The following is an 11653-nucleotide window of genomic DNA, read 5'->3' as shown; positions in this document are numbered from 1 at the left end:
CGCCTGGCGCCGACGACACCAGCACCAAGCCCGCCAAAGCCACTACCAGCGACGACACCAGCAACCAGCGCCCAATCACGAACTACAGCTGGAGTGTTAGAACCGGGATAACCACTCACGAGGCTTTAGACCAGACGTACCGGACGTCCGGCTCGCGCTCTTCGTTGCGCTGCCCGTCGGTGTACTCCACGGCGACAAACCCGTGGCGTCGGTAAAACCGTTGCGCGGGCTCGTTGATCTGAAACGTCCACAGCGTCAGCCCGTCGGGACGGAGCTGTTTGGCCAAGTCCACCAGCTGATCGCCGATTCCGCGCCCGCGCCACGGAAGGTCGAGATAGAGCTGCGCCAGCTCCGGCCCGTCGAGCACGAGCAGTCCGGCCACAGTGGACTCGGCAACCGCGACCCAGGTTTCCTGCTGCGGCACCACGATATTCGCGAACCACCACCGCACCGCGTCATCGTCGTGGGCACGACGGACTGTCGGCAGCGCGGCGGAGAACGACCGCAGCCACACGTCGGCGATGTCGCGTGCGTCAGCGGCCGTTGCCGGTCGCAGGTCCACCGTGGTCAGAGGTCCACCCCGGTGAAGACCGTCACCCGCTCCTCGGTCAGGTCGTGCATCGCCGACAGCACGCCCTCCCGGCCGCCGCCGGAACCCTTGACGCCGCCGTACGGCATCTGATCCGCGCGATACGACGGCACGTCGCCGATGATCACGCCGCCGACTTCCAGCTCCGCTGACGCATGGAAGGCCAGCTGCACATCACTGGTGAACACCCCGGCCTGCAGCCCGTACGCGGATGCGTTCACTGAAGCGAAAGCCTCGTCCACGCCATCCACAATGGACAATGCCAGCACCGGCCCGAAGATTTCCTCCGACCAAGCCTTGGCATCCGCGGGAACGTCGGTCAGCAGGGTCGGCGCAACCGTGGCACCCGAACGGGTTCCGCCGGTCAGCACCCGTGCGCCACCGGCCACTGCTTCCTCGACCCACTCGATGATCCGTTCCGCGGCCGCCTCGTCGACGACCGGGCCGACATCAGTGTTGCGGTCGTACGGATCGCCGGTCTGCTGGGCCTCGACGGCCTCGGTCAGCGCGGGCACGAACTCCTCCGCGATCGCCGCGTCCACGATCACCCGCTGCACCGCGATGCACGACTGGCCCGCCTGGTAGTTCCCGAACGTCGCGATCCGCTGCGCGGCACCCTCGACGTCCGGCCAGTCCCGCAGCACGACCGCCGCGGCGTTGCCGCCCAGTTCGAGCACCACGTGCTTGCGCGCCGCCGAGTCCGCGATCGACCAGCCGACCGGGCCCGAACCGGTGAACGACACCACCGGCAGCCGCGGGTCGGCGACGAGCACCTGAGTCTCCTCGTTTCCCAGCGGCAGCACGGAAAACGCGCCTTCCGGCAGGTCGGTCTCAGCGAGCAGCTCGCCAAGCACCAACGAAGACAACGGCGTACGCGGGGCAGGCTTGATGATGATCGGCGCGCCAACCGCCAGTGCGGGCGCGACCTTGTGCGCCACCAGGTTCAGCGGGAAGTTGAACGGCGCGATGCCGAGCACCGGTCCGCGCGGCACCCGGCGGGTCAGCGCGAGCCGGGCGTCGCCGGAGGGGTCGGCGTCGAGCCGCTGCATGTCGCCGCTGAACCGGCGTGCCTCCTCGGCCGCGATCCGGAACACCGACACCGCGCGTTTCACCTCGGCCTCGGCCCACTTCAGCGGCTTGCCGTTCTCCGCCGTGATCACCTCGGCGAGTTCCTCGGCCCGCATCGCGATTCCGCGCGAAACGTGCTCCAGCGCGGCCGCGCGCTGATGTGCGGGAGTGCGCCGGAACTCCTTCGCGACCGCGGCCGCCGCGGCCACCGCCCGTTCCACCTGGTCGGCGCCGGGCACCGCGACCGTCGCCACTTCGCTGCCGTCGAACGGGTGGTGCACCACGAGGGTGCTCGCGCCCTGCTCAGCCTGACCGGCGATCCACGCGGCCCGCGGCTGTGGGGTGATCGTGTCCATGGGCTTCAAGGTATTAGGCGGCCTCAGGCCCGGCACGCCGGACTCGGTCCTTCTTTTGTGGCACCTGTCGTGGCTCCGGGATGACATTTGTCGGGGGTCTCCGGCCGGTGCCCGCCATATCGTCAGCTCATGACCAATTCGGTTGCCGCTCGCTGGTCCGACAGTCCGATCCGGGCCTACTTCGCACGCGTGGGAACACCGCGTCGTCCGGTGCTGACCGGCGCGGTGTTCGTCGTGACCGCAGTCGTGCTCGTTGCCCAGCTGGCGGATCCGTCGCTCTTCGACCGCTTCAAGCGCGACGCCACCGCGATCGACGCCGGCGAGTGGTGGCGGCTGCTGACCGGCATGTTCTTCCAAGACGGCAAGCTTTTCGGCGGGGTTTTCAACCTGGTCGCCCTCGCCGTGGTGGGCACCTTCGCGGAATGGTGCCTCGGCCGGGTGTCCTGGTTCGTCCTGTATTTCGGCTGCGGGCTTTTCGGGCAGTTCCTCAGCTACGTCTGGCTGAGTCCGGTGGGGGCGGGCAACTCGATGTGCGTCGCCGGGCTGCTCGGCGCGCTCGCGGTCGTGGTGTGGCGGATGCGCGACGCCGAGCCGCCGCAAGGGTTGTTCCTCGCCGCGATGCTGATCATGCCGCTCGCCGTGCTCGACACGGTGGCGCACGACAACCACGGCATGCCCGCGCTGCTGGGGGTAGCGCTGGGACTGCTGATTACCGGTTTCGGTAAAGGTCGCGCAGCAGCAGGATCTCAGCGCAGTGATGGATCATCTCTCGGTTGATGTGCAGGACGAGCGCGGCCATCGACAGCTCCGCGTACGGACCTTCAGCGGGACCGCACGGGCGCGCCAACGCTTCGGCGTCGAGGCTGCGTACGCCGGCGATCCAGGTCGCGTACGCGTCGTCGAGCTGCTTCAGCGCTTCGTCGGCAGTGCCCGCGTACGGGAAGTCCTGATAGGACACCGGCGGCCCGCCGAAGTGCGACGCGGAGCGCATGCCCAGCACGCCCGGGATGATGTGGGCCAGCCGCCACGCGATCGTGGTCACCGGTGGCGGAGTCGGCTCCGGGAACGAGAAATCGACAGTGAACTCGCCGGTGCCCGGATCGTTCTCGCTGGTGCGGGGGCGCACCGTCCAGCAGTCCGCGACCGGCTTCCAGAAGTACTCGTCGTCGGTGAGCCCTTCCAGCCGCGAACGCACGTGGTGCTGCCAGTGCCAGTCGAGCTGCTCGGTCAGTTCGTTGGTCCAGTCGTTGGTCATGGAGGCACAGTAAGCCGGTCCGCGGACAGCGGCTGTCCTCATTCCGGGGGCATTGCCGACGTGACGGGGCCCACCTGGGACGATGGTGCAAAAGCGCTGATACCTGGAGGTCTTGGGTGGCCACTCCCACCGGTCCGGTACTCGTCATGGACTTCGGGGCGCAGTACGCGCAGCTGATCGCCCGTCGCGTGCGCGAGGCGCAGGTCTTCTCCGAGGTCGTGCCGTCCAGCGCGACCGTCGAGGAGCTGCTCGCCAAGAAACCGTCCGCGATCATCCTGTCCGGCGGCCCGTCGAGCGTGTACGCCGAGGGCGCGCCGGCGATGGACCCGAAGCTGGTCGAGGCCGGTGTGCCGATCCTCGGCATCTGCTACGGCCACCAGCTGCTCGCCCGCGCGCTCGGCGGCGTCGTCGAGCCGACCGGCGTGCGCGAGTTCGGCCGCACCGACGTGCGGATCGTCGGCGAGGGCGGGGTCCTGCACACCGGGCTGCCCGAGCACCAGACGGCGTGGATGAGCCACAACGACAGTGTCACCAAGGCTCCCGAGGGGTCGGTCGTCACGGCCAGCTCCGACGGTGCCGAGGTCGCCGGTTTCGAGGACGTCGAGCGGCGTTTCGCGGGCGTGCAGTACCACCCGGAGGTGGCGCACTCGCCGCACGGCCAGGAGGTGCTGCGCCGGTTCCTGTACGAGATCGCCGGCGTGCGGCCTGGCTGGACCACTTCGTCCATTGTGGACGAGCAGGTCGCCGCGGTCGCCGCGCAGATCGGTGACGGCCGGGCGATCTGCGGCCTGTCCGGCGGCGTTGACTCCGCCGTCGCGGCCGCGCTCGTGCAGCGCGCCATCGGCGACCGGCTGACCTGCGTGTTCGTCGACCACGGCCTGCTGCGGGCGGGGGAGCGCACCCAGGTCGAGCGCGATTTCGTGGCCGCGACCGGGGTCAACCTGGTCACCGTCGACGCGCGCGAGCGGTTCCTCAACGCGCTGGCCGGCGTCACCGACCCGGAGCAGAAACGCAAGATCATCGGCCGCGAGTTCATCCGCGTGTTCGAGCAGGCCGAGCGCGACCTCAAGGCGCAGGGCGACTACCGGTTCCTCGTGCAGGGCACGCTGTACCCGGACGTCGTCGAGTCCGGCGGCGGCGAGGGCACCGCGAACATCAAGAGCCACCACAACGTCGGCGGCCTGCCCGACGACCTGCGGTTCGAGCTGGTCGAACCGCTGCGGCTGCTGTTCAAGGACGAGGTCCGCCGCGTCGGGCTCGAACTGGGACTGCCGGAGACGATCGTGCAGCGCCAGCCGTTCCCCGGGCCGGGCCTGGGCATCCGGATCATCGGCGAGGTGACCGCGGACCGGCTGGAGACCCTGCGCGAGGCCGACGCGATCGCCCGCGAGGAACTCACCGCGGCCGGGCTGGACCAGGAGATCTGGCAGTGCCCGGTGGTGCTGCTCGCGGACGTCCGCAGCGTCGGCGTCCAGGGCGACGGCCGGACCTATGGTCACCCGATCGTGCTGCGCCCGGTGTCGTCGGAGGACGCGATGACCGCCGACTGGACGCGGCTGCCGTACGAGGTGCTGGAGCGGATCTCGACCCGGATCACGAACGAGGTGTCCGAGGTCAACCGCGTGGTGCTGGACGTGACGAGCAAGCCGCCGGGCACCATCGAGTGGGAATGACGTGAAAAACGGGGCCCGGACATGTCCGGGCCCCGTTTTTGTGTCTCAGGGCCGTCGTTTGCGGAACGACGCGCCGAGCATCAGGATCCCGCAGAACACCGCGCCGCCCGCGATGATCCAGCGGAAGTCGAAGGTCGGCAGCCAGCTGGAGCCGTCGGTGAGGACGTAGCCGGACACCAGCAGCGTCGCGACCCCGACGACCAGCGTGATCCAGTCGACCCCGCGGCGGCGAGCCGGGGTTTCGGGCTCGTCGTAGGAGTAAGGGTTTTCAGCCACGGCGCACCTCCACCTGGCCCACGCCGTTGGTGACGTGGAGCGTGATCTTCTGTCCGCCGACGTTGTCGTCGCCGTTGTCGGTCCCGGTGATGGCAGGCTGGCCGACGCCGTTGGACGTGCGGTTCAGGCAGTCGACCTCCCCGGCGCTGTTCTCGCAGGTGAACGTCACGTCCGCGGTGCGCGGCACGATGACCTCGGTGTTCCCGGCGCCGTTGGAGACCGTCGTGGTGATCGGCTCGGTCGCGACCAGCTTGGTCAGGTCGATCTTCATGGTGCCCGCGGTGTGCCGGTACACCGGCTGCAGCTCGGCCACCGTACGCGGGGTGGCGGACAGGTCGCCGACGCCGCCGCGGACGTCGATGTTGTCGAACGTGCTGGTCGTGAGCACCATCCCGGCGACCGACAGCGGGATCGCGAGCCCGATCAGACCGCGTGCGCCGCGAGCGAACGCCCCGGCCACGAGCCCGACCCCCAGCACGGCGAGCGTCATGCCGATGATGTGCCGCAGCGAGAACCAGTCGAACCCGTTCAGCGCGAGCGCGACGCCGATGCCTGCCACGATCACCGCGACCCCGAACGTGGCCGCCCCGATCTTGGACCGGCGCCGACCGGGCTGAGGGGAGTCGTTGTAGTCGCCGCTCGGAGGCGGCGGGGGCACCGGCACCGCCGGGTCAGGCAGATCCCAGCCCGCCGGGTCGGCGGCCAGCGGATCCCAGCCCGGAGCCGCCGCCGCGGGAGTCGGGGTGTCGCTGTTCATCGTGAAAGCTCCGGTTCCGGAAGCGGTTCCGTCCGCCGCGAACGCGACGACCGGCGCCGGTCGGTTGTCCTGCCCGCGGGTGCGATGCAGGAGATAAAGGCACGTGGCGAGCAACGCGAACCCGATCAGGCCGCCGCCGTCGAACCAGCCGCCGCCGAACGTCCACCCGACAACCGGAATCACCGCGACGGTGAGCACGGCCGCGAAGGCCTTCGTCATGGTCGACTGCCCACGCCCGATCAACGCCTCGAAGCCGGAAACCTCGTCGCCATCCCCGGGGAAGAACAACCACCCGAGCAGGTAAAGCACCAGCCCGAACCCCCCGAAAACGGTCGCCGCCGCCAGCGCGACCCGAATCACCACCGGATCGATCCCGTAGCGGTCCCCCAGCCCAGCCGCGACCCCCGCGACCTTCCGACCCGAGTGCGGCCGCCGAGGCCTGCTGGCCCAGAAGTCCTTGACGGTCTCCTCGAACCCGTTCAACGGGTTAGTCCGCGGAGGCCGCACGTCGTTCGCACCACTCATGCTTCACAGCATGGTCGATGGAGGGGGAGGGCACATCGGGGAAGGTCCCTGAGGTTATCCCCGAGATGGGGACGTTGCTGGGGGACGGGGACAGCGGCGCGTGATCGCGAAGGCTTGCGCCCAACCCAGATGAGCACCTGCCGCAGGGGCGGCGTTGCTCGGCGTACGGTCGGGCTGCTGTCAGCGAGGTATCAGCTCTTCGGGAGAAGCGGATCCAGCTTGAGTGCCAGGTTTCGGCGGCCTTGCCCGCTGCGTAGGTGTCGGTGCTCCTTGTGAAATCGATGAGTCCGCGGCTGTGGCTCCTCGATCAGGGGGCGGCCGTTGACGTCGCTGGCGTGGGCCTCGGTTGGGTCGGCCACGTTGTCTGTGTAGCGCTGGCCGTCCTGCGGAGTGAGACCGACGACAGTGGCGTCCGGGCTGTCTCCTGGCTTCTGGGAAGTGAAGGAGCGCTTTGAGCCGGCAACCGAGGGAATCTCTTTCGGGTAGCCCTGGCCTTACGGAATCTGGTCCACCAGCACTGCTTCGTGCCGCGAAGCGATTCCCAGAGGAGGCGGGTGACGCGGCAGTTGAGGCAGCATGCGGTCAGAGTCGCCGCGGCTGCGCCGAGCGGGATCAGGGCTTCGCGATCTGCTCATCAGATGGCCGGGATTCTCTAGCTTCGAGGAAGGAGCCTGTCTAACGCCGTCGCGACGTCTTCGGCCTTTTTGCAGGAGGCTGAGGTGTCGTCGCCGATCAGAAAGATCACCAAGCGCGAGCGTTAGGGCCGACCTCAATGCCTATCTGGCAACCGCCGGGGGAGCCCAGCAAGTCGCGTTGTTCGATCAGCTTTCGGCCGTCGATGTTCCCATTGTGTGCAGAATGGGGGTTCTGGATGTTGTCCGTGTCCTTCTGGCCGGGCCGCAGGAGATCCTTGCCCGGCTAGAATTCGATCGACCAACCGGCATTGGCCCAGCGAGGCGAACGGGTTGCCGGACCTGGAGGTCGGACTACTGATTGGCGCGACACTGAGTGCCCCGGCTGCCCGTAGTTCGGTCGGCAGCTCCGGGCTCCCAGCCCGGGGTCAGCCCTTAGGGAGGAGCGGGTCCAGCTTGGTCGCCAGGTCCTCTGCGGTTTTGCAGGAGGCAGCGGTGTCATTGCCGCCGGTCACGGTGATGATCGCGCGGGAACTGGTCTGAACCGACATGGATATCGTGCACTGGTCTGCTGACCCCAGTTCGGCGGGATCTTCGACGAACTTCCGGCCGCCGAGACTGCCGCTGCGAGCTTGTGCGGTGTTCTTGATGTCGCTGTCGTAGCGCTGGTCCTCTTGCAGGAGAAGTCCGACGTTGGTCGCGTTCAAGCCGCCGCTAGACTTTTGAGTGACGCAGGCTTTTCGTTCTTGCGCGATAGAAGGTTTCGCTTTGGGATAGCCCGCGCCGCTCAGTATTTGATCAAGCAGAGCGCACTGATTCCGGGCAGCGAAGGGGTTTCCGGAGGAGGCGGGGGGAACCGCTCCAGTCGCGGAGGGTGTTCCGCTGGCCTGCGCTGCGCCGTTTACCGGGCTGTCGCACGCGGTAAGGGCCAGTGCGGCAGCGCCGGCCAGCAGGAGGGGCGTGCGGGTGCGGGATGTTTTCACTGATTGTCGAGTTTCTTGTTGAGCTCGGCGAAGGACACTGAATGTGCGCTTTCGGTCTCTCGGTAGTTTTTCCGTGCGATGACGAGCGCCTGTTGTGCGGCGTCAACCGCTTCCCGCATGAGGATGAGGTTGGGGATCATTCCTTCATGGGTGTCGCTCGCTACTTTGACGTTAAAGTCGGCGACAGAACGAGCATATTCAAAGTTTCCCATGTCCGCAGCCCGGCCAAGGAAGGATGCTTGGCCCATGAAATCATTAAAACCTTTGAGGAAGAAGTCGCACGCCTTCATGTAGGCGTTGAACCCCTCCTCATTCACCGCGAACGACCCGTTCTGCGCCAACGTCTTCAGCGTGTTCCCGGCGGTCTTCATCTTCTGCGCGGCTTCATGGCTCCCCGGGCCCTCGGTCAATCCTGCCAGGAAGTCATTGCCCGCGGTGCCCGCAGCTGGAGAACTGCCGGTCGAAGGCTTCTGGTCGTCCCAGACGATTTCTGCCATCTGCTGCTCCTAGGGTCTGCTCGAAGGAAGGACGGAATCAGCCGCCGAGAACCGGGGGAGTGATCTTCTCCCCGTCCGGCCCTCGTTCCGGCCTGACCTCGAAGACCTCGTCCGGATCGATCTGTGTCGGGATCTTGTTCTTGTGTTCCTTGTCCTCTTCCTTCTTCTTCCCGGCGCCCGCCGCACCAGCGCCGGCCCCCGCGGCTCCGGGCTTTCCGCCCTTCCCCGCGTTCGCCGCGGCGGTAGCGCCGCGCTCAAGCCGTTCCGCCGCACCCTTGCCGCCGGACTCGCCCGGCTTGCCGGAACCACCCGAACCAGTCCCGCCAGTCACCCGGCCGCCGGCACCACCCCGGCCGGCACCGCCGCCCGATCGGCTTCGAGGGGTGTCTTCGCCGGAGTTCCCGACCCCGCCTCCGCCCAAAGCGAGTCCTTCCGGAGAGAGGCGGCCGCCGATGTTCGGCGTGGCCCGGAGGTTGTTCCCGCCGCCTGACACCGCGGGGTTGCTGAGCGGCCCAGTGCCGGTGTTGATGCCCGGCCCGGGGGTGTAAGGAACGCTCGGAGAATTGCCGCCTCCAGGTGGGAAGGAGTTGGCCGGCGGACCGCCAAGCGGCGGATTCGTGCCGGTGAACCCAGTCGCGGGCCCGCCGGTAACCGGGCCTCCAGACCCCCCAGGCCCGACATACGGTCCGCTGGAGGCCCCGCCAGGCACAGTCACCGGCGCGGCGCTGCTCGCCTGCGTGCTGTCGTTGTTCATCTGCGGCGGCGGCGAATAAACCGGCTGCGTCGTCGACGTCTCGTGATACGTCGAGTCCAGCCCGTGCATCACCTGGACCGCCTGCTGGTGCGCGGCGTCGGCCTGCTGCTGCTTGACCGACACGTCGTTCAGCGCGATCACGCCCTGCAGCGGGTTGCCGTTCTGGAACTGCTCGGTCGCCTTGGCCATTTCGGCCTTCTGGTCGAAACCGGTCGGCTCCGGCATGTTCTTGTGCGCGTAATCGGCCGCCGCGGACTGCTGGGAGTAGCGGTTCGACACCAGCTGCATCGCGCTGCCGGTTTTTTCCGTGTGCTCGGCCGTGCTCTGGAAGAACGAATGCGCTTGCGTCGCGGCCGTGCCCTGCCACTCCGCGCCCGCCGTGCTGGCCGCGTCGCGGAACTGGTTGGACGCGTCCGCGAGCCAGTTGCCGTAGGTGTTCGTCACGCGGCTGCGTTCGTTGATGCTTTCGAAGTTCAAGCCCTCGTTGACCATTTTGTGCAGGTCTTCATGGCTGTACGACGCGTAATTCGCGTCCGGCGCGGGCGCGTCCCCGCGGGTTTGCTGGCCCTGAAGCAACTGCTGACCTTGCTGAACCGAGTACTGCGAGGCGTCCCGCTCAGTCACGCTGCGCGTCTCCGGCGAGTCCACGCCCACGGAGAAGATCTGGTTCACGTTCTGCGTCCGGGCGTAGTAATCGCCTGCGGACTCGACGTGCTCCGCGCGATGTTGCTCGGTCATCCGGCCTCCCCGCCCCGTTTACGCACTGTGATCACTCGCCCCCTGCATCGTACCGAGTCCCGGCGGGCGGCAGGGAGGTTCGCGGAATTTCTCCACGGCGGCCGTCTGGGGGAATGGATCAGGGCCTTCCCCGATGTCCGCGCCGCTTCCGCGTGTGACGATGGACCCCGTGCAGGACTTTCTCGACATCAGTGCCCCAGGGCGGGTTTCCTCGGCCGAAGAGGAGCCCTCGGCACTCGTGTCCGCCCAGGCGATGGAGGTCGCCGAACCCGAATCGCGGCCCAAGATGTACCGGCGGCGTTCCGGGCGGGCCGTCGCGGGCGTCGCGAGCGGGCTCGCCGATCACCTCGGGGTGCCGGTCGTCTGGGTCCGTGTCGTGTTCGCGTTGCTGGCCGCGCTCAACGGGGCCGGCCTGCTCGCCTACGGCCTGCTCTGGGTGTTCGTCCCGCAAAGTTCCGAGGAAAGCGAGACCGCGCCCAAGGCCCGCGACCGGCAGCAGGCGTATGGGCTGATCGCGCTCGGCATCGGGCTCGCGATCGCCAGCAGCACGCTCACCGGCGCCATCCGCGGCTGGGTCGCGGTGCCGCTCGCGCTCGCCGCGCTCGGTGCGGCGGTCGTCTGGCGGGAGGCCGACGAATCGCAGCGGCGGCGCTGGCGCGTCGGGGCCCGCGACGGACTGGTCGGCGAGGGCGGCAGGCTCGCGGCGATCGTCCGGATCCTCGCCGGGGTCGCGCTGGTGGCCACCGGCATCGGCTTCGTCGTGTTCGCCAGCGGCGACTTCGACCAGGTCAAATTCGCTTTGATCGCGGTGCTCGCGACGCTGATCGGCGTCGCCGTGCTCACCGTCCCGTTCTGGCTGCGGCTGGTCCGTGATCTCGGCGAGGAACGCCAGGCCCGCATCCGCACCGACGAACGCGCCGAAATCGCCGCGCACCTGCACGACTCCGTTCTGCAGACGCTCGCGCTGATCCAGCGCCAGGCAGACCAGCCTGCCGAGGTCGCGCGCCTCGCTCGCGGGCAGGAACGCGAGTTGCGCGGCTGGCTGTACGGCCCCGGCGGCTACGGCAAACCCAGCGACAAGCGGACCAAAGAAGAGGAAGAGGGCGCCCGCCAGCAGCTGTCCGAGGCGCTCGCCGCGGCGTGCGGCGAGGTCGAGGACCAGTTCGCGATCTCGGTCGGCCAGGTCGTGGTCGGCGACGCCGAGCTGAACCCGCCGCTCACCGCGCTGGTGCAGGCGGCCCGCGAGGCGATCGTCAACGCGGCGAAGCACGCCGGCGTCGCCGAGGTCAGCGTGTTCGCCGAGGTCGAACCCACCGAGGTCACCGTGTTCGTGCGCGACCGCGGCAAGGGCTTCGACCCGGACGTCGTGCCCGCCGACCGGCACGGTCTCGCCGACTCGATCCGCGGCCGGATGGAACGCCACGGCGGCACCTGCAAGCTGCGCACCGCGCCCGGCGAAGGCACCGAAGTCCAGCTCGCCATGCCGGTGAAGGCGGGCAAAGGGGTGGCATGACCTCGCTATGCTCGGGGGCAGGCGAAGCGAGGGAGTG

Annotated in this window: 11 protein-coding genes; 3 read left to right on the top strand and 8 right to left on the bottom strand. The window is 68.5% G+C overall.

The features are described 5' to 3' along the window. Window positions 1-115: 115 nt before the first annotated feature. Both BM362_RS33925 and BM362_RS33920 read right to left on the bottom strand, forming a co-directional pair. Entirely contained in the window at window positions 116-562 is a 447-nt protein-coding gene (locus BM362_RS33925) for a GNAT family N-acetyltransferase (RefSeq protein ID WP_244287370.1), read from the bottom strand. A 5-nt stretch (window positions 563-567) separates the two neighbouring features. After that, window positions 568-2013 carry an aldehyde dehydrogenase family protein gene (locus BM362_RS33920; protein ID WP_093575937.1) on the bottom strand — a complete coding sequence of 482 codons (1446 nt, stop codon included), beginning with the start codon at window positions 2011-2013 and terminating at the stop codon, window positions 568-570. A 129-nt stretch (window positions 2014-2142) separates the two neighbouring features. Between BM362_RS33920 and BM362_RS33915 the strand changes: the two genes are divergently transcribed. Beyond that, entirely contained in the window at window positions 2143-2790 is a 648-nt protein-coding gene (locus BM362_RS33915; RefSeq protein WP_093575936.1) for a rhomboid family intramembrane serine protease, read from the top strand. Here BM362_RS33915 and BM362_RS33910 read toward each other — a convergent pair. Then, a complete protein-coding gene (locus BM362_RS33910; RefSeq protein WP_093575935.1) occupies window positions 2723-3268 on the bottom strand; it encodes a DinB family protein in 546 nt (181 codons plus the stop codon). The genes BM362_RS33915 and BM362_RS33910 overlap by 68 nt on opposite strands. A 116-nt stretch (window positions 3269-3384) precedes the next feature. Here BM362_RS33910 and guaA point away from each other — a divergent pair, with 116 nt between their 5' ends. Further along, window positions 3385-4941: a glutamine-hydrolyzing GMP synthase gene (gene guaA / locus BM362_RS33905; protein ID WP_093575934.1), complete on the top strand. Its 1557-nt coding sequence runs from the start codon at window positions 3385-3387 to the stop codon at window positions 4939-4941. Between the two features lie 45 nt (window positions 4942-4986). Here guaA and BM362_RS33900 read toward each other — a convergent pair whose 3' ends face one another. From BM362_RS33900 to BM362_RS50100, 5 genes are all read right to left on the bottom strand, one after another. Then, window positions 4987-5217, bottom strand: a complete 231-nt coding sequence (locus BM362_RS33900; RefSeq protein WP_067588073.1) for a hypothetical protein — start codon at window positions 5215-5217, stop codon at window positions 4987-4989. Then, a complete protein-coding gene (locus tag BM362_RS33895; RefSeq protein ID WP_093575933.1) occupies window positions 5210-6499 on the bottom strand; it encodes a PspC domain-containing protein in 1290 nt (429 codons plus the stop codon). Before BM362_RS33895 ends, BM362_RS33900 begins: the two co-directional genes overlap by 8 nt. A gap of 1060 nt (window positions 6500-7559) precedes the next feature. Further along, the gene (locus BM362_RS47075; RefSeq protein ID WP_143132576.1) at window positions 7560-8114 is read right to left on the bottom strand and encodes a hypothetical protein; all 555 of its coding nucleotides are present in this window, start codon (window positions 8112-8114) and stop codon (window positions 7560-7562) included. Continuing rightward, window positions 8111-8611 (bottom strand): hypothetical protein, encoded by a 501-nt coding sequence (locus BM362_RS33885; protein WP_093575931.1) that lies wholly within the window; start codon window positions 8609-8611, stop codon window positions 8111-8113. Before BM362_RS33885 ends, BM362_RS47075 begins: the two co-directional genes overlap by 4 nt. Before the next feature lie 37 nt (window positions 8612-8648). Continuing rightward, entirely contained in the window at window positions 8649-10103 is a 1455-nt protein-coding gene (locus BM362_RS50100) for a hypothetical protein (RefSeq protein WP_067588083.1), read from the bottom strand. A 253-nt stretch (window positions 10104-10356) separates the two neighbouring features. Between BM362_RS50100 and BM362_RS33875 the strand changes: the two genes are divergently transcribed. Then, a complete protein-coding gene (locus tag BM362_RS33875) occupies window positions 10357-11616 on the top strand; it encodes an ATP-binding protein (RefSeq protein WP_232791841.1) in 1260 nt (419 codons plus the stop codon). Window positions 11617-11653 lie beyond the last annotated feature (37 nt).

The organism is Amycolatopsis rubida (assembly GCF_900115345.1).
Classification (GTDB): Bacteria; Actinomycetota; Actinomycetes; order Mycobacteriales; family Pseudonocardiaceae; genus Amycolatopsis; species Amycolatopsis rubida.
The sequence above is the reverse complement of the archived record's forward strand: the minus strand, read 5'-3'. Positions and strand labels throughout refer to the sequence as shown.